16 protein-coding genes are annotated in these 21,470 nt (G+C 67.1%); 12 read left to right on the top strand and 4 right to left on the bottom strand.

Annotation, left to right across the window (positions count from 1 at the left end; all coding sequences use genetic code 11):
- Positions 1–199 precede the first annotated feature (199 nt).
- From ACK3BB_RS16280 to ACK3BB_RS16235, 10 genes are all read left to right on the top strand, one after another.
- A complete protein-coding gene (locus tag ACK3BB_RS16280; protein ID WP_428925688.1) occupies positions 200–847 on the top strand; it encodes a helix-turn-helix domain-containing protein in 648 nt (215 codons plus the stop codon).
- A 144-nt stretch (positions 848–991) separates the two neighbouring features.
- Positions 992–1,876 carry a class II glutamine amidotransferase gene (locus ACK3BB_RS16275; RefSeq protein WP_428925687.1) on the top strand — a complete coding sequence of 295 codons (885 nt, stop codon included), beginning with the start codon at positions 992–994 and terminating at the stop codon, positions 1,874–1,876.
- 2 nt (positions 1,877–1,878) lie between these two features.
- The gene (locus tag ACK3BB_RS16270; RefSeq protein WP_428925686.1) at positions 1,879–2,589 is read left to right on the top strand and encodes a protein GlxC; all 711 of its coding nucleotides are present in this window, start codon (positions 1,879–1,881) and stop codon (positions 2,587–2,589) included.
- Between the two features lie 4 nt (positions 2,590–2,593).
- Positions 2,594–3,916, top strand: coding sequence for an FMN-binding glutamate synthase family protein (locus tag ACK3BB_RS16265; RefSeq protein WP_428925685.1), 1,323 nt, complete (start codon positions 2,594–2,596; stop codon positions 3,914–3,916).
- A 2-nt stretch (positions 3,917–3,918) separates the two neighbouring features.
- Positions 3,919–4,518, top strand: a complete 600-nt coding sequence (locus ACK3BB_RS16260; RefSeq protein WP_428925684.1) for a hypothetical protein — start codon at positions 3,919–3,921, stop codon at positions 4,516–4,518.
- On the top strand, positions 4,515–5,819 hold the full coding sequence (glnT, locus tag ACK3BB_RS16255; protein ID WP_428925683.1) for a type III glutamate--ammonia ligase: 1,305 nt from the start codon (positions 4,515–4,517) through the stop codon (positions 5,817–5,819). The genes ACK3BB_RS16260 and glnT overlap by 4 nt, the downstream gene beginning before the upstream one ends.
- A gap of 4 nt (positions 5,820–5,823) precedes the next feature.
- A complete protein-coding gene (locus ACK3BB_RS16250) occupies positions 5,824–7,074 on the top strand; it encodes a sarcosine oxidase subunit beta family protein (protein ID WP_428925682.1) in 1,251 nt (416 codons plus the stop codon).
- A gap of 230 nt (positions 7,075–7,304) precedes the next feature.
- On the top strand, positions 7,305–7,574 hold the full coding sequence (locus ACK3BB_RS16245) for a sarcosine oxidase subunit delta (protein ID WP_428925681.1): 270 nt from the start codon (positions 7,305–7,307) through the stop codon (positions 7,572–7,574).
- The gene (locus ACK3BB_RS16240) at positions 7,571–10,504 is read left to right on the top strand and encodes a sarcosine oxidase subunit alpha family protein (protein ID WP_428925680.1); all 2,934 of its coding nucleotides are present in this window, start codon (positions 7,571–7,573) and stop codon (positions 10,502–10,504) included. The genes ACK3BB_RS16245 and ACK3BB_RS16240 overlap by 4 nt, the downstream gene beginning before the upstream one ends.
- Complete coding sequence (locus ACK3BB_RS16235; protein ID WP_428925679.1) at positions 10,497–11,051, top strand: sarcosine oxidase subunit gamma; 555 nt, start codon at positions 10,497–10,499, stop codon at positions 11,049–11,051. The genes ACK3BB_RS16240 and ACK3BB_RS16235 overlap by 8 nt, the downstream gene beginning before the upstream one ends.
- Positions 11,052–11,093: 42 nt before the next feature.
- Here the strand turns inward: ACK3BB_RS16235 and ACK3BB_RS16230 are convergent, their stop codons facing one another.
- Positions 11,094–12,422 carry an aspartate aminotransferase family protein gene (locus ACK3BB_RS16230; RefSeq protein WP_428925678.1) on the bottom strand — a complete coding sequence of 443 codons (1,329 nt, stop codon included), beginning with the start codon at positions 12,420–12,422 and terminating at the stop codon, positions 11,094–11,096.
- Positions 12,419–13,420, bottom strand: coding sequence for a phosphotransferase enzyme family protein (locus ACK3BB_RS16225; protein WP_428925677.1), 1,002 nt, complete (start codon positions 13,418–13,420; stop codon positions 12,419–12,421). The genes ACK3BB_RS16230 and ACK3BB_RS16225 overlap by 4 nt, the downstream gene beginning before the upstream one ends.
- Positions 13,421–13,586: 166 nt before the next feature.
- Between ACK3BB_RS16225 and fabG the strand changes: the two genes are divergently transcribed.
- Positions 13,587–14,366, top strand: coding sequence for a 3-oxoacyl-ACP reductase FabG (gene fabG, locus ACK3BB_RS16220; RefSeq protein WP_428925676.1), 780 nt, complete (start codon positions 13,587–13,589; stop codon positions 14,364–14,366).
- A 416-nt stretch (positions 14,367–14,782) separates the two neighbouring features.
- A complete protein-coding gene (locus ACK3BB_RS16215) occupies positions 14,783–16,708 on the top strand; it encodes a putative bifunctional diguanylate cyclase/phosphodiesterase (protein ID WP_428925675.1) in 1,926 nt (641 codons plus the stop codon).
- Positions 16,709–17,412: 704 nt separating this feature from the next.
- On the opposite strand, the gene ACK3BB_RS16210 is transcribed toward ACK3BB_RS16215, so the two are convergent.
- Together ACK3BB_RS16210 and ACK3BB_RS16205 are read right to left on the bottom strand one after the other, a co-directional pair.
- The gene (locus tag ACK3BB_RS16210; protein ID WP_428925674.1) at positions 17,413–17,964 is read right to left on the bottom strand and encodes a hypothetical protein; all 552 of its coding nucleotides are present in this window, start codon (positions 17,962–17,964) and stop codon (positions 17,413–17,415) included.
- 101 nt (positions 17,965–18,065) lie between these two features.
- Entirely contained in the window at positions 18,066–21,341 is a 3,276-nt protein-coding gene (locus tag ACK3BB_RS16205) for a chemotaxis protein CheB (RefSeq protein WP_428925673.1), read from the bottom strand.
- Between the last annotated feature and the right edge of the window lie 129 nt (positions 21,342–21,470).

Here is a 21,470-nt window from a genome sequence, read left to right as displayed (position 1 = left end):
CAGGGCACCAGGGTGATTGCCCCACGCCATCCCGCGACATGGCTGCGCGCCCGACCGATGGCGCCACACCATCCCGCGACGACGCAGGCCACCCGCCCATGCCCCGGCCGGCACCCACGCCCATTCACCCGACCGCGACGGTTGAACCGGGCCGCGATTTGGCCCAGAACCCCGCCCACCGCCTTGGGAGGGGCATGACATGAGCAAGAAGACCAAGGTGGCCGACACCCACCTGACCCAGGACCCCCATGCCATCCGCGAGGTGCGCGAGAAGAAGCTTGAGGTCGCCATCGGCCGCCAGGTCCGCGAGCTGCGCAAGCGCCAGCGCCTGACCGGCTCGGAGCTGGCCGCCCAGACCGGCCTGTCGGTGGGCATGCTGTCCAAGATCGAGAACGGCGTGATCTCGCCGTCGCTGGCCACCCTGCAAACCCTGGCCAACACCCTGCGCGTGCCCCTGATCCAGCTGTTCTCGGGCTTCGAGGAACCGCGCGGGGCGATGCACGTCAAGGCCGGGCAGGGCGTGGAAATCGCCCGTGCCGGCACCCGCGCGGGGCATCAATACCGCCTGCTGGGCCATATCGGATCGAATGACAGCGGCGTGGTGGTTGAGCCCTATCTCATCGATCTGACCGACGAGAGCGACCGCTTTCCGACCTTCCAGCACGAGGGCATCGAATTTCTCTACATGCTCGAAGGCACCGTCGATTACCGCCATGGCGACCAGCTCTACCTGCTGGAACCCGGCGATTCCCTGGTCTTTGACGCCGATGCCCCCCACGGCCCCGAAGTGCTGGTCGAACTGCCCGCGCGCTACCTGTCCATCATCACCTACCCGCAACAGAAATGACCCCTTTGCCCATGGTTTGGGCAGGGTGCGCATGGGGGTCTCGACTTTCTGTGTGGTGAAGTTTTTTTCTTGCAGGGAAATCATCGCCGGTCTACGGATCTGTCAACACGGCCATGTCGGCCGGATCCGGACCAGAGGTGAACCATGTGCGGCATTGTCGGCCTTTTCCTGAAGAACGATGCGTTGCGTCCCAGGCTGGGCGAGATGCTGACGGACATGCTGATCACCATGACCGACCGGGGGCCCGACAGCGCCGGCATCGCGATCTACGGGGCCGAGGGCGAAGGGGTGAAGATCACCGTCCAGTCCGATGACCCGGGTGCCTTCGACGGGCTGGATGCCGCGCTGGCGCAGGTGACCGGCAGCCCGGTGACGATCAAGATCCTCGACACCCATGCCGTGCTGACGCTGCCCGAAACGGCGGCCGATACAGCGGTCGCGGCGCTGGAAGACCGTGGCCTGCGGGTCATGGCCCGGGGGGCCTCGATGGAGATCTTCAAGGAGGTCGGCCTGCCGCGCGACGTGGCCGAGCGGTTCGCCCTGCGGGCGATGGGCGGCAGCCATGGCATCGGCCATACGCGCATGGCCACCGAAAGCGCGGTGACGACGCTGGGCGCGCATCCGTTTTCGACCGCCTCCGACGAATGCCTGGTGCACAACGGCTCGCTGTCGAACCACAACAGCCTGCGCCGGTCGCTGGCCCGCGATGGCTTTGCCGTGAAGACCGAAAACGACACCGAGGTGGGCGCGGCCTATATCTCGTCGCGCATCGCGGGCGGGGCGACCCTGGGCGAGGCGCTGGAAGGCACGTTGCAGGACCTCGACGGGTTCTTCACCTTTGTCATGGGCACGCGCAACGGGTTCGGCGTGGTGCGCGACCCGATCGCCTGCAAGCCGGCGGTGCTGGCCGAAACCGAGGATTACGTGGCCTTCGGGTCCGAATATCGCGCCTTCGCCGACCTGCCGGGGATCGAGACCGCAAAGGTCTGGGAACCCGAGCCGGCCACCGTCTATTTCTGGGAACGCTGAGAATGGAGACTGCGCTGATGCCGTCCGAGAGCGGGGTCACGACCCTGGACATGAGCGCCACCGAGCTGCGCGAGATCAACGAGACGCTGCAATCGGCGGCCGGGTCGAACATGGCCTTCGAGGTGGTCAACACCCGCGGTGCCCATGCCATCGCCGTCGGGCTGGATGCGCCGATCCATGTGACCGTGAAGGGCTCGACCGGCTATTACTGCGCCGGGATGAACAAGCAGGCGACGATCCACGTCGAGGGCTCGGTCGGGCCCGGCGTGGCCGAGAACATGATGTCAGGCACGGTGATCATCGAGGGCGATGCTTCGCAATATGCCGGGGCCACGGCCCATGGCGGGCTGCTGGTGATCAAGGGCAATGCGTCTTCGCGCTGCGGGATTTCCATGAAGGGGATCGACATCGTGGTGCACGGGAACATCGGCCACATGTCGGCCTTCATGGCGCAGAAGGGCAACCTGGTCGTGCTGGGCGATGCCGGGGATGCCCTGGGCGACAGCCTGTATGAAGCGCGGCTGTTCGTGCGCGGATCGGTCAAGTCGCTGGGCGCCGATTGCGTCGAGAAGGAGATGCGGCCGGAGCACATCGACCTGCTGGCCGACCTGCTGGCCAAGGCCGGCGCCGATGCGAAGCCGCAAGAGTTCAAACGCTACGGCTCGGCCCGCAAGCTTTACAATTTCAACATCGACCACGCCGGAGATTACTGAGGCCATGGACAAGACCCCCCGGACCCTCCCGCGCCAGTCGTGGACCTTTTCCAACGAGGTCAATTCCGAGATCCGCCGTGCGGCGGCGACGGGCATCTATGACATCCGAGGCGGCGGCGCCAAGCGGCGGGTGCCGCATTTCGACGATCTGCTGTTCCTGGGCGCCTCGATGTCGCGGTATCCTTTGGAAGGCTATCGCGAGAAATGCGAAACCGGCGTGACGCTGGGCACGCGATTTGCCAAGAAGCCGATCGAGCTGAAGATCCCGATCACCATCGCGGGCATGTCCTTCGGCTCTCTGAGCGGTCCGGCCAAGGAGGCGCTGGGACGCGGTGCCACGATGGCCGGGACCTCGACCACCACCGGCGACGGCGGCATGACCGAGGAAGAGCGCGGCCATTCCGAGAAGCTGGTCTATCAATACCTGCCGAGCCGCTACGGCATGAACCCGGACGACCTGCGCCGGGCCGATGCGATCGAGGTGGTCGTGGGGCAGGGCGCCAAGCCCGGCGGCGGGGGCATGCTGCTGGGGCAGAAGATCACCGAACGGGTGGCCGGCATGCGCGACCTGCCGCAGGGCATCGACCAGCGCTCGGCCTGCCGGCACCCGGACTGGACAGGGCCCGATGACCTGGAAATCAAGATCCTCGAGCTGCGCGAAATCACCAAGTGGGAAAAGCCGATCTACATCAAGGTCGGTGGCGCGCGGCCCTATTACGACGTGGCGCTGTCGGTGAAGGCGGGCGCGGATGTGATCGTGCTGGACGGCATGCAGGGCGGCACGGCAGCGACGCAGGATGTGTTCATCGAACACGTGGGCACGCCGACGCTGGCCTGCATCCGGCCGGCGGTGCAGGCGCTGCAGGACCTCGGAATGCACCGGAAAGTGCAGCTTGTGGTCTCGGGCGGGATCCGCACCGGGGCCGACGTGGCCAAGGCGCTGGCGCTTGGTGCGGATGCGGTGAGCATCGGCACGGCGGCGTTGATCGCGCTGGGGGACAACGATCCGAAATGGGAAGCCGAGTACCAGGCATTGGGGTCCACCACGGGCGCCTATGACGACTGGCACGAAGGGCAGGACCCGGCCGGCATCACCACGCAGGATCCCGAGCTGATGGCCCGGCTGGATCCGGTCGAGGCGGGGCGACGGCTGAGGAACTACCTCAACGTGCTGACGCTGGAATGCCAGACGCTGGCGCGGGCCTGCGGCAAGAGCCACGTGCACAACCTTGAGCCGGAGGACCTCTGCGCGCTGACCATCGAGGCCGCGGCCATGGCGCAGGTGCCGCTGGCGGGAACAAGCTGGATCCCCGGCAAGGGATTCTGAGTTTGATTGCCTGGCTGACAGTAAACACTGATTTGGCGCAGTCTGTAATAGCGTTGTGTGCAATCGTAGTTGCAGTTGCCAGCTTATACGTCGCTTGCAGAGCTAACCTGCTTCAGTGGCGGCACAATCAGTTGAGCGTGCAGCCGGATGTTAGTCTTGGATGCGGTGATTACGAAAACTATTTATACATTTGCTTGGAAAACAGGGGGCTGGGACCCTCTAAAGTCGGCGAGTTGCAGGTTCGATCGGCCTCAAAACTCATGGATCAAGATGACATTTGGAAATTCGTCCCAGCTCTTCCTGACGGCGTGGCTTGGAATGACTACATCGGAAAAATTCAGGGTCGTTCCCTGCCAGCAGGGGAGTCCGTGATGGTGCTAGAATTAAAAGATGATCGATTCAAAAGTTGGCGTGAATTCGAAGACTACAAGTGGAAATTTAGAAAGTCTCTTTCCGATGTAAGCTATGAGTTGACCTATTCAGATATCTACGGTCGCCAATTCTCTAAGGCCGGGGACTTTAGTTGGTTCGGCAGGATGCTTGGGGAGGAACACAAACTGAGATCGGAAAGATCAATGAATAAAAAGAGGAAGAAACAATGACCGACCTCGCCGCCTTCGCCCGGGACAAGGGCGTGAAGTATTTCATGATCTCCTTCACGGATCTCTTCGGCGGCCAGCGGGCGAAACTCGTCCCCGCCCAGGCCATCGCCGACATGACCGAAGAGGGCGCGGGCTTTGCCGGCTTTGCCACCTGGCTCGACATGACCCCCGCCCATCCCGACATGCTTGCCGTGCCGGACCCCTCGACCGTCATCCAGCTGCCCTGGAAGCCCGAGGTCGCCTGGGTCGCCGCCAATTGTGTCATGGAAGGCGCCGAAGTCGCCCAGGCCCCGCGCAACGTCTTGCGCAAGCTGGTCGCCGAGGCCGCCGCCGAGGGTCTGCGCGTCAAGACCGGGGTCGAGGCCGAGTTCTTCCTGCTCACCCCCGAGGGCACGGCCATCTCGGACGAGGCCGACACCGCCGAAAAGCCCTGCTACGACCAGCAGGCCGTCATGCGCCGCTATGACGTGATCGCCGAGATCTGCGATTACATGCTCGACCTCGGCTGGGGCCCCTACCAGAACGACCACGAGGACGCCAACGGCCAGTTCGAGATGAACTGGGAATTCGACGACGCCCTGGTCACCGCCGACCGCCATTCCTTCTTCAAGTTCATGGTCAAGTCCGTCGCCGAAAAGCACGGGCTGCGCGCCACCTTCATGCCCAAGCCCATCGCCGGGCTGACGGGCAACGGCTGCCATGCCCATGTCTCGGTCTGGACGCCGGACGAGGCGACCAACGCCTTTGCCGACGACACCATGGAGCTGGGCCTGTCGGAACAGGGCCGCGCGTTCCTGGGGGGCATCATGACACATGCCACCGCCATGGCCGCCATCACCAACCCGACGGTCAACAGCTACAAGCGCATCAACGCGCCGCGCACGACCTCGGGGGCCAGCTGGGCGCCCAACACGGTCACCTGGACCGGCAACAACCGCACCCACATGGTCCGCGTGCCCGGCCCCGGCCGTTTCGAACTGCGCCTGCCCGATGGCGCGGCCAACCCCTACCTGCTGCAGGCCGCCATCATCGCCGCGGGCCTCTCGGGCCTGAAGACCAACGCCGATCCGGGCCCGCGCCACGACATCGACATGTATGCCGAGGGCCACACGGTCAAGGACGCCCCCAAGCTGCCGCTGAACCTGCTGGATGCCATCCGGGCCTTCGACGCGGATGCGACATTCAAGGACGCTTTGGGACCAGAATTCGCCGCCTCCTACATCAAGATGAAGCACCAGGAGTGGGACAGCTTCGTCTCGCATTTCTCAGCCTGGGAGCGCGAGCACACGCTCGACATCTGATCACATGACCTATTCCGGTTTCCGCATCCTGGCCGAGGCCCTGCGCGGCCATCGCGGCTGGCGGCCCCTGTGGCGCGACCCCGACCCGCAGCCCGAATACGACATCATCATCGTCGGCGGCGGGGGTCACGGGCTGTCGACGGCCTATTACCTGGCCAATGTCTTTGGCCAGGCCCGGGTGGCGGTGCTGGAAAAGGGCTGGCTGGGCTCGGGCAATATCGGGCGGAACACGACGATCATCCGCTCGAACTACCTGCTGCCGGGCAACCAGCCGTTCTATGAATTCTCGATGAAGCTGTGGGAAGGGCTGGAACAGGATTTCAACCTCAACGCCATGGTGTCCCAGCGCGGGGTGCTGAACCTCTATCATTCGGATGGGCAGCGCGATGCCTACCGCCGGCGGGGCAACGCCATGATCCTGTCGGGGGCGGATGCGGAACTGCTCGACCAGGGGCAGGTGCGCGAGATGTACCCCTTCCTCAACTTCGACAATGCGCGCTTCCCGATCAAGGGCGGGCTGCTGCAGCGCCGGGGCGGCACGGCGCGCCACGACGGGGTGGCCTGGGGCTATGCCCGTGGAGCGGATCGCAAGGGTGTCGACATTATCCAGAACTGCGAGGTCACCGGTTTTCTCATAGAAAACGGTGTCTGCCACGGGGTCGAAACCACGCGGGGCCCTATCAAGGCGGGCAAGGTTGGCGTGGCCGTGGCCGGATCGACGGGCCGGGTTATGGCCAAGGCGGGCATGCGCCTGCCGATCGAAAGCTTTGCCCTGCAGGCCTTTGTCACCGAGGGGCTGAAGCCCTGCATCGACGGGGTGATCACCTTTGGCGCGGGGCATTTCTATGTCAGCCAGTCCGACAAGGGCGGGCTGGTCTTCGGCGGCGACATCGACAGCTACAATTCCTATGCCCAGCGGGGCAACCTGCCGGTGGTCGAGGACGTGGCCGAAGGCGGCATGGCCCTGATGCCCATGATCGGCCGGGCCCGGCTGCTGCGGTCCTGGGGCGGGATCATGGACATGTCGATGGATGGCACGCCGATCATCGACAAGACGCCCGTGGACGGGCTCTACCTGAATGCCGGCTGGTGTTACGGCGGCTTCAAGGCCACGCCGGCCTCTGGTTATTGCTTCGCCCACCTGCTGGCCAAGGACACGCCGCATCCCACGGCCGAGGCGATGCGGCTGGACCGGTTCGAAACCGGCCATGTCATCGACGAAAAGGGCGTTGGCGCCCAGCCCAACCTGCACTGAGGCCCCGCGATGAAGGACGTCCGAATTCAGAACGGAGGGCCGCGCCTGCCTGGGCAGGCAATGAGATGCGGCGCCTCGATCAGGATCCGCGCCCGGCGGCACGCCGGGCTGCCCCCGGCCGCCCCTGTCGAACCGAAGGTTCGCCTTCGGCGAAACGGTGGGGGCATGGCCCCCACCCGCGGCCGAGGCCAGCCCTTTACAACCATGCCGACCCTTTCCGAGACCTGTCCATGCTGATCCCGCATCCCATCCTTGGCCCGCGCGACGCGCAGGAATTCACCTATCTCGGCGATGCCCGGCTGCTGGACCGCCCCGACGGCATGGCCCCGGGCGCGGCGGAGGCCTTTCACGATTACGTCTACCTGCGCGACAACCCGGCGGGCGTGCACCGCGAGCTGTGGTACCACGAACATGGCGACCGCTCCTGGCTGGTGGTCACCCGCGATACCGTCACGCACGAGATCCTCGGCGCCGACCTGGTGAAGGGAGCCGCGTCATGAAGCGCATCGACGGCGGGCTGATCGACCGGGGGCAAGAGCTGTCGTTCCGCTTTGACGGCCGGGCGTACCAGGGGTTCCAGGGCGATACGCTGGCCTCGGCCCTGCTGGCGAACGGCGTGCAGCTGATGGGCCGCAGCTTCAAGTATCACCGCCCACGCGGGGTGCTGACCGCCGGGTCCGAGGAACCCAATGCGCTGGTCGAACTGCGCGGCGGCGCCCGGCGCGAGCCCAACACCCGGGCCACGGTGGCCGAGCTCTTTGACGGGCTGGAGGCCACCAGCCAGAACCGCTGGCCCTCGCTGGCCTGGGATGCGCTGGCCGTCAACGACCTGCTGGCGCCATTCCTGACGGCGGGCTTCTATTACAAGACCTTCATGTGGCCCAAGGCCTTCTGGGAAAAGCTCTATGAGCCGGTGATCCGCCGGGCGGCGGGGCTGGGCAAGCTGTCGATGGACCCCGATCCTGACGGCTATGACCGGGGCTTTCTGCATGCTGACCTGCTGGTCATCGGCGGCGGGGCGGCCGGGCTGGCTGCCGCGCTGACCGCCGGGCGGGCGGGGGCGCAGGTGGTGCTGGCCGACGAGGATTTCCGGCTGGGCGGGCGGCTTCTGGCCGAGAGCCAGCCGCTGGACGGACAGCCGGCGGCCAGCTGGGTCGCGGCGGCCGAGGCCGAGCTGCGCGCGATGGACAACGTGCGCATCCTGACGCGCACGACCGTCTTCGGGGCCTATGATCACGGGGTTTTCGGCGCGGTGGAGCGGGTGTCGGATCACCTGGCCGCGCCGGGTCCCGTGCGGCAGACCCTGTGGCGGATCACGGCGAAACGGGCGGTTCTGGCGGCCGGCGCCATCGAGCGGCCGATCGCCTTTCGCGACAATGACCGGCCGGGGATCATGATGGCCGGGGCGATGCGCGCCTATCTCAACCGCTGGGCCGTGGCGCCCGAGGGGCGGGTGGCGATCTTTACCAATGGCGATGACGGCCACCGCACGGCGGTCGACCTGGTGGCCAAGGGCGTGCCGGTGTTTGCGGTGATTGACGCGCGGGCCGAGGCGCCGCGGTTCGGCGATTATGCGGTAATCGCGGGGGCGCAGGTGACGGGCACGCTGGGCCGGCGGGCGCTGCGGGCGATCGAGGTGACGGGGGCCGACGGGGTGGGCACCTGGCTGGAATGCACGGCGCTGGGGGTGGCCGGCGGGTGGAACCCGACGCTGCACCTGAGCGGGCATCACCGGGCCCGGCCGGTCTGGGATGACGCGATCCAGGCCTTCGTGCCGGGGCAGGGCGGCCCTGCGGGCCTTGCCGCCGCTGGCGCGGCGGCCGGGCGCGGCGGCTGCGCCGCCGCACTGGCGGACGGGCACAAGGTGGCGGCGGAGGCCCTCGCTGCGCTCGGGTTCGCGACGCCCAAGGTGGATCTTCCGGTGGCCGAGGACCTGCCGCAGGCCATCGCTCCGCTCTGGCATGTGCCGGGCAAGGGGCGGGCCTGGGTCGACCAGCAGAACGACGTGACCGTCAAGGACATCCGCCTGGCGCACCAGGAAAACATGGTCTCGGTCGAGCATCTCAAGCGTTGGACGACGCTTGGCATGGCCACCGATCAGGGCAAGACGGCCAATGTCACCGCGCTGGCCGTCATGGCCGAGCTGACCGGCCGGACGATCCCCGAGACCGGCACGACCACCTATCGCCCGCCCTTCAGCCCGGTGTCGATGGGCGTGCTGGGCGGCGGTGACACCGGCGCGCGGTTCCGGCCCACACGCCTGCCGCCGACCCACCATTGGGCCGAGACGCAGGGCGCGGTCTTTGTCGAGGTCGGCCAGTGGATGCGCGCCCAGTACTTCCCGCAGGACGGCGAGACCCATTGGCGCCAAAGCGTCGACCGCGAGGCCCTGGCCGTGCGCCGCGACGTGGGCCTGTGCGATGTCACCACGCTGGGCAAGATCGACGTCCAGGGGCGCGACGCCGGGGCTTTCCTCGACCGGATCTATTCCAACGCCATGGCCAGCCTCAAGGTCGGCCGCGTGCGCTATGGGCTGATGCTGCGCGAGGATGGCATGCTGTTCGACGACGGTACCTGCGCCCGGCTGGCCGAGGATCATTACGTCGTCACCACCACCACGGCCAATGCCGGGGCGGTCTATCGCAACATGGAATTTGCCCGGCAGGGCCTGTTTGCCGGGATGGACGTGCAGATCCTGTCGACCACGGATGCCTGGGCGCAAATCGCCGTGGCCGGGCCGAAATCGCGGGAGTTGCTGGAGCGGATCGTCGACGGTGCGGACCTGGCGAACGCGGCTTTCCCCTTCATGGCCTGCGCGCCGGTGACCGTGGCCGGCGGCCTGCGCGCCCGGCTCTTCCGGATCTCGTTTTCCGGCGAACTGGCCTATGAGCTGGCCGTGCCCGCCCGCTATGGCGCGGCGGTGATGGCCCGGCTGATGGAGCTGGGCCGCGACCTGGGCGTCACGCCCTATGGCACCGAGGCGCTTGGCGTGCTGCGTGTCGAAAAGGGCCATGCCGCCGGGGCCGAGTTGAACGGCCAGACCACGGCAGCGATGCTGGGGCTGGGACGGATGGTGTCGGTCAAGAAGGACAGCATCGGCGCGGTCATGTCGCGCCGCCTGGCGATGGAGGCCGACAGCCGCCTGCTGGTCGGGCTGAGGCCTGTCGATCCGAACGACCGGGTCGTGCCCGGCGCACATCTCTTTGCCGAGGGCGCGGAACGCGCGACGCAGACCGACGAAGGCTGGGTCACCTCGGCCTGTTTCTCGCCCCATCTCGACAGCCATATCGGCCTGGGGTTCCTTCGGGACGGGGCCGGGCGCATGGGCGAGACCATCGTCGCGGCCAACCCGCTCGAAGGCAGCGAGGCGCGGCTGACGGTCGTGGCCCCGCATTTCGTCGACCCCGAGGGAGGGCGCCTGCGTGACTGACCTGGTTGCAACAAATGCCTTTGGCGGCACGGCCCCCCGGGTGCAGCGCCTTGGCCCGGTGACGCTGAGCGAGCGGATGGATATCGGGCTGGCCTCGCTGGCCTGTGCGGGAACGCCGCCCGAACCCTTCGGCATGGGGCTGGCCGCGCCGGGCCGGGCGGTGGCCGGCGAAGGCGTCGGCAATTTCTGGATGGCGCCGGGTCAATGGATGATCGAAGGCACGGGCCGGGGCGATGACGATTTCGCCGGCGCGCTGCTGGGGGAGGTGCCTGGGGCCATCGTGACCGACCAGACCGATGGCTGGGTGATCCTGGACATCGACGGGCCGGCGGCGGCGATCGAGCAGATGCGCGAGCGGCTGGTCAACCTTCCGGCCGGGGCGCTGGCCCCGGGCGGCGCGACGCGCACGCTGCTGCACCACATGACGGTCTTCGTGATCCGCCGCGGGCCGGACCGGCTGACCGTGATGGGCATGCGGTCTTATGCCGGCTCGCTCTGGCATGCGCTGGCCGAGGTCGCCGGGCGCCTGGAGACGGCAGAGGGCTGATCCGTCCCGCGACGGCGCCGGCCCGGGCGCGCGGATTGCCCTTCAGACGCCCTTGGCCAGAACCCGGCCCAGGGCATCGAGGAACAGGTCGACCTCGTCCGCCGTCAGGCAGAGCGGCGGGCGGATCTTGAGCGTGGCCCCCCATTTGCCCGCCGCCCCGATCAGCACGCCTTCGTCGCGCAACCCGTTGATGATGCGCGTGGTCGCCCCGGCGTCCGGCCCCGCAGGGCCGCGGATGTCGACGCCCAGGAACAGCCCCACGCCGCGCCTGTCGCCGATGACCTCATGCGCCTCGGCCAGCCGGGCCAGCCCGGCCTTCAGCCGGTCACCCGCGCGCAGGGCGTTGTCCTGCAACCCTTCGGCCGAGATCACCCGCAACACGGCATGGCCGGCGGCGGCGGCCACAGGATTGCCTCCGAAGGTGTTGAAATAGCCCGTGTCGCGGCAGAAGGCGGCCAGGTGGTCGGGCCGCGCGGCCATGGCCGCCATCGGAAAGCCGTTGCCCATGGGCTTGCCCATCGTCACGATGTCGGGCGTGACCCCGTGGCGCTCAAATCCCCAGAAGGACGCGCCGGTGCGGCCAAAGCCGGGCTGGACCTCGTCGGCGATGAACAACCCGCCGGCCGCGCGGGCGGCGGCCACGGCCGGGGCCAGCAGGCCCGGCGGGTCGGCATAGACCCCGTCGGAGGAAAAGATGCTGTCGGCCAGAAAGGCGGCAACCCCGTGGCCCCGGGCCGCCAGGTCGGCCGCCGCCCGGGCCACCTCGGCGCCGAACCTGTCCGCCGGGCCGGTGTCGGAACCGGAGCCATAACCGGGGCCCATATCGGGCGCAGGCACCAGGGCCACCCAATCGGGCACATCGCCGCGTTTCAGCGCCGAGGGCGACACCGCGGTCACCAGGTCGGTGTTGCCGTGATAGGCCGTCTCGGTCACGATCACGCCCCGCGCGCCGGTCACCGCCCGGGCCACCCGGATCGCCAGGTCGTTGGCCTCGGAGCCCGAACAGGTCATCACCACATTGGCCAGGGTCTCGGGCAGGCGGGCCTTGAGCGCGTCGAGGTAATCGTCGACCACGCCCACGACGTAGCGCGTGTTGGTGTTCAGCCGGGCGATCTGGTCGGTCACGGCCGCAACGACGGCAGGATGCGAATGGCCGACCGACGGCACGTTGTTGTAGAAATCCAGGTAACGCCGGCCATCGCGGGCCTGCATCCAGGCCCCTTCGGCCGCGACCATCTCGATCGGCTCGCGGTAGAACAGGACCGAGGCCGCGCCCAAGTTGCCCAACCGCCGGGCGACGGGCGGCGATTGTGCCGCCGCGCCCGGATCAAAGGCGTTCATGTCGAGGATCTGGCGCTTGCCCCCGGTCATGCCGGCTGTTCCGCCAGGTAGGCCCGGGCCAGCGCCACCGTGCCCTGGGTAAAGGCATCCAGCCCGGCCCAGGCCGCGGTTTCGGTTTCCGCATGGCTGGCGATCCAGGCGGTCAGCAGCAGCCGGCGGAACAGGATGAAGGTCGGCAGCATGGCCTCGTGCTCGGCCCCGAAAGGCGCCACGCTGCGATAGCCCCGCAGCCAGGCCGCCTGCAGGTCGGGGATGTAATCCTCGGTTTCCAGGAAGGAAATCGCGGCGGCAAAATCGTAGGCGAACCAGGAAAACCCGCAATCGTCGAAATCGATCACCCCCAGCCGGTCGCCTGAGACCAGCAGGTTGGCCAGCCGCAGATCCGCATGGACCAGCCCGAAGCGGTCCGGCCCGGCCCCGTAGGCCGCGAGCCGGCTCCGCAAGGTGGCGGAGAGCCGGTCCAGCACCGCCTGGCCTGCAGGGTCCAACCCCAGCGCGGCCCGCCAGTCGCCCCAGAGCGGTGCCGGGCCAAAGGCCGTGTCCCAGTTCCAGGTCTTGCGCGTGAACCCCGCCGGCGGGTGCCAGCGCCGGGCCTGGCCATGCAGCCGCGCCGAAATCGCGCCCAGCATCTCGAACCCGGGCACCAGCCGCGCATCGGCATCCGGCTCGGCCCCCTCCATGAAGGCAAACCCCACCACGTGCCGGGTCTGCGCCCCGTCCTGAAACGCCGCGATCTGGCCGCCTCCGGCCAGCTCCAGCACCTCGGGCGTGTCAACCGTCCCCTCGGCCCGCAGCGCCCCGATCCAGGCCAGCTCGCTCTCGATCTCGGCCCGGGTGTGGTAATCGGGCCGGTGCACGCGCAGGATGACGGGCGCCGGGCGGGCCGGATCGCGGGCCAGGAAGGTGGCGTTTTCCGACAGGGTCAGCAGCTGCACATCGGTGCCGGGGCCCAGCCCCCATTGCCCGGCCAGCCCCAGCGCGCCCTGGCGCAGCCGTTCCACGAAAGCCTCGTCGTATAGTCCGGTCATCTGCCTGCCTGCCTCATCTTTCGGCGTTCCCCATCCTCGCTAAGATCCCCGGCCGCCCGCGACAAGCCCGAGCCTTGCCCCGCCGGCCATGCCCCGGGTTCAGTGGCCGGGCGCTGCCGCAAAAGCAGCCACAATCACCAGGGAAAGCGACCAGGAAGGAACCGGCATGCTGACATCCATCGCGGGCAAATCCACCATCGTCACCGGCGGGTCAAAGGGCATCGGCCTGGGCATCGCCCGGGTCTTTGCGGCCCAGGGCGCGCGGGTCATGATCGCCGCCCGCGGGGCCGAGGCCGGGGCCGCAGCCGTGGCCGCCATCGAAGAGGCCGGTGGCACCGCGGCCTTTCACCAGACCGACGTGGCCGATTGGGACAGCGTGCAGGCCATGGTCGCCGCCACCCGCGCGGCCTTTGGCGGGGTCGACATCCTCTGCGCCAATGCCGGGATCTTCCCGCAGGTCAAGCTGGTCGACATGTCGCCCGAGGATTGGGACGGCGTGATGAACACCAATCTCAAGAGCACCTTTCTCTGCGTCAAGGCCTGCATCCCGGCCTTCGAGGCTGCCGGCCGGGGCCGGGTGGTGCTGACCTCGTCGATCACCGGGCCGGTCACGGGCTATCCCGGCTGGGCCCATTACGGCGCGTCGAAATCCGGCCAGCTCGGCTTTCTCAAGACCGCGGCGATGGAACTGGCCCGCTATGGCACGACGATCAATGCCGTCATGCCGGGCAACATCTATACCGAGGGCCTGCAGGACCTGGGCCAGGACTATCTCGACACGATGGCCGCATCGATCCCGCTCAAACGGCTGGGCGCGGTCGAGGACATCGGCAATGCCGCGCTGTTCTTCGCCTCGGACGAGGCCGGTTACATCACCGGCCAGCAGATCGTCGTCGACGGCGGCCAGATCCTGCCCGAGAGCCTTGAGGCCATCGACGAGATCTGATCCCCGGCTACCGGCTCGGGGTGGGTGTGCACGGTCAGGTTGTGTTGTCACAAATGAGCACGCGACACTTGCCTTAAGCTTTTGTTAATACTTGCGGTGCCTGATATGCGGAAATCGGATCAAATCCGGGTCTCCGGATCGGGTCCGGACAGGGTGTGCCTCGGGCGATTGTCGGGGCGCGCGGCAGGGATGCGGCCGCCGACCTTGGCGCTGACCTGGCCAGAGACATCGAGCGCCGAGTTGGGGCGCTGATTTGGCCGGTGACATTGTGCGCCGACTTTGGCCGTGACGGCTGGCGGCATGGGCGGCCGTGCCGGCTGTTGCCGGGGACGCCCCGGCCCGGGCGATTGGCAAGGGCGCCGGCGGCGGGTCGGCGGCCCAGGGGGCGCCCGTTGGGTGTGACGAGGAACGTGGTGATGCAGCAAGGCAAACCGATGTCCGGCCCGGCGCTGCTGCGCCTGTCCCTGATTGCCATCCTGCCGGTGCTCTGGTCGCTGATCGCCGGGCCGGCCGCCACCGCCACGCCCTGGATCCGGGCGCTGGAATGGGGCGCCGTGCTGGTGGTCGGGCTGATCCTTTTGCGCTGGGTCTTCACGGGCCAACCGGCCGGGGCGGGGCTGCGATTGCCGGGCCTTGCGGGCCTGCGCCGCAGCGAGGTCGAAAGCTTCTTCCAGCAGCGCCCCGAGGTCACTGTCATCCTCGATCCCCAGGGTCGCATCCTGCGCTGCAACACCGCCTTCCGCGCCCTGGTCGACCTGCCCGAAGACCAGCTGACCGGCCGCCGATTCGACGAGATCGGCGCGTTGCAGGGCGTGGCGGAATACGATTTCTGGGAAGACGCCCGGCACAGCGCCGACCGGGGCAAGGCCTGGAGCCAGCAGACCTGGGGCCAGCGCGCCGACGGCAGCCTGTTTCCCGAACAGATCATGGTCCGGGCCCTGCGCGATGCCGCCGGGGCCGTGACGGGATATACCTTCGCGGCCTTCGATGTGTCCGACCTGGTCATGACCAAGAAGGAACTGGAACGCAGCGCCCTGCAGGATCCGCTGACCGGCCTGTTCAATCGCCGCTACCTCGAGGCCGAGGCCGAGCAGGCCATCGAACGCTGCCGCGGGGCAGGCCAGAACCTGGGCCTGCTGCTGCTCGATCTCGACGATTTCAAAAGCCTCAACGACCGGCGCGGTCACCAGTTCGGCGACGAGGTGCTGACCCATGTGGCCGAGACCCTGCGTGGCATCGTGCCCCTGGGCGACATCATCTCGCGCCTGGGTGGTGACGAATTTGTCGTTGTGGCCGAAGACGTTGCCGGCCCCGATGCGGTGCATGCCCTGGCCGAGGAAATCCGCGGCGCGCTGTCCTTGCCCTTTGCCATCCAGGACGAGACCCTGCGGCTGAGTGTCAGCGTCGGCGCCAGTCTCTTTCCCGAGGACGGGCTGCATTTCGAAGAGCTGCTGGGCCGGGCCGATGCGGCGATGTACCAATCCAAGCAGCTGGGGCGGAACCGCGTGTCGCTCTTTGCCGCCGCCCGCGCCGCGCTGGAACGGCCCTCGACGGCCGAGTTCCATGCCGAGGATCTCGACGATGCGGTGGGCGACGATTGTTTCGTGCCCTATTACCAGCCGATCGTCGATCTCGCCACGCGCGAGATGATCGGGGCCGAGGCGCTCTGCCGCTGGCAGCATCCGCGCCATGGGTTGTTGCGCCCGGCGGCCTTCATCTCGACGGCCGAGACCAATGGCATGATCCGCGAGATCGACCGGGCGATCATCCGCAAGGTCTGCGCCCAGATGGCCGATTGGAACGAACGCGCCCGGGGGCGGCTGCCGATCTCGGTCAATGTCTCGGCGGCCACGCTGACCGAGCCGGGCTTCGTGCGGTTCCTCAGCGATTGCTGTGAGGAATTCGGCGTGTCGACGGGCGACCTGGTGATCGAGCTGACCGAAAGCATGTTGCTGCTGGCCGATGACCCAGGCCGGCGGTCACTGGCGCGGCTGCGCGAGCTGGGCCTGCAGATCGCGTTGGACGACTTCGGCACGGGCTTTTCCACGCTGTCGCTGCTCAAGGACCTGCCGGTCACGCGGCTGAAGATCGACCGCAGCTTCGTGGCCCATATCGACACCAACCGGCGCGACCGCGAGATCGTGTCGAGCATCGTGTCGCTGGGCCATGCGCTTGGCACCGACGTGGTGGTCGAGGGGGTCGAGACGGAAAGCCAGGCCGAGATGATCGCCGGGATCGGCGACACGATTGCCCAGGGGTATCTCTTTGGCAAGCCGATGCCGGCCGCCGAACTGGCGGCTTGCGCCAATTGGAACTGCGACGGGATGGCCAGCCGGGCGTGACATGCGCAGGGTGTACGCGGGCCCGTGGTGCTCCGTGTGAGCGCGGGCCTTTGGTGTTCCGCGTAAGCGCTGGCCCATAGTGCCCGAGTTGAACGGGGGCCGATGGTGCTTTGGATGAACGTGGGTCTGTGGCGCCCGTTGTGAACGCAGGCCGGTCGTGATTGGGGTGAACGCGCCTCTGAAAGGCCCGGGTGATTCGCCTTAAGGTTGTTTTGTCGTTCCGGCGAAGCGGTTTCCCGGCGTAAAGCTCCGGCCACGGGGGCCCATTCGGTTTTCACGCAACGGCAGGAAAGAAAAATCCCGGTCGCGATCTGCGCCGGGTTTATGGGGTTGGATCTGCGCCGGGTTCTTGGGGGCTGAGCGATGGGGGCTTGGTCGTCCGAGGGCAATCGACCAGAACCGGGGGCAACGGTGCTATCTCCGGAAGATGGGCTTGACCGCTGCAAGGCCGCGTGGTCCCGATCTGAGGCCTGAGGCCTGAGGCCTGAGGCCTGAGGCCTGAGGCCTGAGGCCTGAGGCCTGAGGCCTGAGGCCTGTGGCCTGTGGCCTGTGGCCTATGGCCTATGGCCTATGGCCTATGGCCTATGGCCTATGGCTGTTCGCTTCGAGGGCCAGGCTGCCGGGCCAGTGCCCGGCCAAAATACACACTGCGCGCGAACCTGGAGTGACCCCATCGGATCAAACGCGGTCCGGGGCGGGGGGACTCAGTGTCGGCGGGCGGTGCCCGGGGGGCGCAGGGGCAGGGTGGCTTCGACGGGCCGATCGTCCAGTGGCCCCGACGCCGCGCCGCCTTGGTGCAGGTCTTCGGCCGGGTTGCCCGACAGGGCTGAGCCGCCGGCCGCATCACCCAGCTGCGTGGGCATGTCGATGTTCTGGTCGGGCCGGTATTGCGGCTCAAGCAGGGTGGTCAGCGCGCCCAGGGCCCGGGCAAAGCGCACGACCACCGTCTGGTAGCCGTCCATCACCCGCGTGGCGATCACCCGCAGCCCGCTCAGCACCACGCGCGACAGGCTGAATGTCACCCCGGAATCGGCCAGCACCGTCGGGTCGGGCCGTCGGGGCAGGTACTTGACCAGCATCTCGACGAAGGGCGCGCAAAAGGTCTGTTCAAGCGGAGAGGCGGATTTGAACCGCATCTGGTGCATCACGTTCCCGAAGGAAAGGTCCATCCGGGCGACAAACCATTGCCCGGTAGCCAGGTCGCGAAACAGCGAGATCGCGATGGCGCTGTCGTCAGTCTGGAATGAAGTTGGCATCTGCCCGTCGTCTGCTTGTTACACGTTTTGGTTGATCAGGTTTTGCCCGCAGAACCTTGAAAAATCGTTAACCGTGAGAGAAAGGGGGCGTCACAGGGAAATCACGTTTCGTCATTCTGGGTGGTATCACCGTCCGGCGCCGCGGAATCGGCATCGGGGTCTTCGAGAATCTGCAGCGAGCCGTAAAGGTGGGTCACCTGGTCGGCATCGTCGATCGCCACCCGCCCGCGCCCGCGGCACAGCCGGTCCGACCCGTCGGGCATGGTGATCCGCTCGACGAAATCCATAGGCGTGCGGTTGCGCATGGTTTCGGATTGCGCCTTGCGGATCCGCTCGCGCGCCTCGGGCGAAAACCGGTCGAGAAAGGCATCCGAGGTCGGCACGCTGTCTTCGGGATAGCCCAGTATCCTGTGCAGGTTGGGGCTCCATGTCGGCACGTCGAACTCGATGTCGGTGCAATAGAACCCGACCTCGTTCTCGACGGACATTTCCTCGTGGAACTGGGCCAGAAGCTCTTCGTAATAGGACCGCGAGCGGTCGCGCATGACGCCGATGACCGTGGCCACCTCGCCGGCCTGGTTGGTGATCGTGTAGGCCGCCGCTTCCACGACGACCAGCCGCCCGTCGGGCCGGATCAGCCGCACGCGGTACTGAAAACCCTGGCCGGTGGTCTGGGCCAGTTCGAGGTGGCGGGCGACCTGTTCGCGATCGTCGGGATGGTAATAGGACAGCGCGCTGTCCAGCGACCGTTGCGTGCCGTCGTAATCGACGCCGTGGATGCGCGCGGTCTCCTGGCTCCAATAGGCCGTCTTGGTGCCCGGATCGTATTGCCAGGTGCCGACAGAGCCGAAATGGCTGAGCACGCGCAGGACGGGGCGCACGACGGTCTCGTCGGTCACGGCCAGCACAACCAGCCCGATCAGCTGGTCATCGCCGGAAATCAGCGGCGCCACCGACAGGATCTTGGAGCCGGTGTCGGTCTCGAAATTGAAGCGCCGGGGCTTGCGGTCGACCAGCGCCTGGGAACAGATCTCGATCAGCGGCGGATAGCCCGCGGGCAGGTTGATCTGGCTGAGATGGCCATAGGAATGGCCCCGGTCGCGGATGCCGAAATCGGCCAGCGCCTGGGCCGAGGCATGGCGGATCAGCAGCCCCTGGTCGAGCATGATGGCCTTGGCCGGCAGGGCGTGGATCAGCCCGCGCAGCTCGGCCGAGATCCGTTCCAGCTGGGCCGTGTTGACCAGCAGCTCCTCGTTGACCGTGATCAGCTCTTCGTTGGTCGACTGCAGTTCCTCGTTGGTCGTCTCGAGCTCTTCGTTGGTCGATTGCAGCTCTTCGTTGGCCGATTGCAGTTCTTCGTTGACCGATTGCAGTTCCTCGTTCGAGGTCTGCAATTGTTCGATCGTCACCTGCAGCGTCTCGCGCGACCGCGCCAGCTCGGTTTCCAGGTGGGTGACGTAATCGCTGGATTCCCCCTTGTCGGGCTCGGCCTCGGGGCGCATTTCGGTCACGAAACCGATCAGCACCAGGTCTTCCTCGCGGTCGTCGAGGGCGGGCAGGGGATAGGCCACCATGCGCACCATGTCGAAATCGCGCCCCGAGATGTTGTGCCACTGGCCATAGCGCATTTCGCGCTGTTTCAGCGTGACCAGCGTCATCGAGGCGGATTCGAAGGCCAGCGGCTTGAGCAGCACGTTCAGCGTCATGCCCCCGGCGATGGGCCGGGTCATCTCGGCAAAGGGCGCGATATCGCCGTAGATCTTCAGGACCGACCGGTCGCGGTTGGTCACCAGCCCGTTGCGCACCACGGCCCGGGCCAGCACGTCGAACCGGGCCCAGCTTTCGCCCTGGTGATCGGCCGGCACCGAGCTTTCCTGCGTGCGCGGGTACATCTGCGGCGACGAGGGCACCAGGTTGCGGCCCATCTTGTTGGTCAGCCGGTTGGACCGCTTGCGGAAGATCTTGGCCGTGGGCTCGACCTGGACAAAGATGTCTTCCTGCACGCCGGTCGTCTCGGACGTGCCCAGCAACAGCATGCCGTCGGCCTTCAGCGCATATTGGATGCGCGTCAGCACCCGTTCCTGCAGGCGGGCCGAGAAATAGATCAGCACGTTGCGGATCGACACCAGGTCGACCGAGATGAAGGGCGCATCCTGAAAGACGTTGTGGCGCGAGAACATGACGAAGTTCTTGAGCTTCGGCTTGACCAGCAGGCTTTCCTGGCCGAACTCGAAATAGCGGTTGAGATATTCGCGGGGAATGTCGCTGGCCGCCGCCGGGGGATAGCTGCCCTTGCGGGCCACGGCCAGGGCGTGCTGGTCGATGTCGGTGGCAAAGACCTGCAGCGCGTCGTTCTCGATATTGTCCAGCCCGCCCAGGGCCTCGATCACCAGGATGGCGATCGTATAGGCCTCTTCGCCGGTGGCACAGCCGGGCACCCAGACGCGCAGCGGCTCCTTCGGCTGATCGTCGTCGGCGGCGGCACGCTCGCGCAGCAGCTTGGCCAGGGCTTCGAACTGGTCGGGATCGCGGAAGAAGCTGGTGACCGAGATCAGCAGGTCGCGATAGAGCGCATCGACCTCTTCGACCGACCGCCGGCACAGCTCGACATAGGCGTCGAAATCCTCGATGCCCTTGGCGATCATGCGCCGGTGGACGCGCCGGTTGATCGTGCTTTCCTTGTACTGGCGAAAGTCGACCATCGTATGGGCCAGCAGGATCTGGTAGAGATCGGTGTTCCGCGTGCGGTCGTCCTGGATCAGCCGCAGGCTGGACAGGTCGCGCGGGCGTTGCAGGATCAGGCCCAGGTGCTGGCCGATCTGCTGGGGCGGCAGGGTCAGGTCGACACAGCCGGTGCGGATGGCCGAGACGGGCATGCTGTCGTATTTCGAACTGCCCGGCTCCTGGGCGATGGTGATGCCGCTGGCCTCGCGGATGGCCTGGATGCCATAGGTGCCGTCGCTGCCCGTGCCCGACAGCACGATGCCGATGGCATGTTCGCGTTTCTCCTGGGCCAGCGACTTGAACAGCCGGTCGGCCGAGGGCTTGGGCGCGGCCGGGTGGCCCAAAGGCTTGCGCAGCACGAAGGACCCGTTTTCAAAGACCACGTCATGGCCCGGCGGCGGGATGTAGATCGTGTTGGCCTGCGGCAGGGTCGGGTTCTGGATTTCCTCGACGGCCAGCGAGGTCTCGCGCGACAGCAACTGGACCAGCATGCTCTTGTGGGTCGGCGACATGTGCTGGGCGATGACGTAACAGCAATTCTGCCCGGTCGGCAGGTTCTGGGCCAGCAGCGACGTGGCTTCAAGGCCGCCGGCCGAGGCGGCAATCGCCACGATGTCCTGCGGTGCTGTCTCGGACTTGGTATCCGGCGCCACTTCGTTCCCCCCACGCGTCCCGTCGACATGTTCGTCTTGTTTGGCGCAAGCTTAGCATACCTTTCTCAACCTAGTAGCGAAAACTGGTCCGGTGAGGGCAGGCTTTTCCCCACCGTGGCCAATTGGCGC

This window comes from Marinibacterium sp. SX1 (genome assembly GCF_050389775.1).
Taxonomy (GTDB): Bacteria; Pseudomonadota; Alphaproteobacteria; order Rhodobacterales; family Rhodobacteraceae; genus Marinibacterium.
The sequence above is the reverse complement of the archived record's forward strand: the minus strand, read 5'-3'. Positions and strand labels throughout refer to the sequence as shown.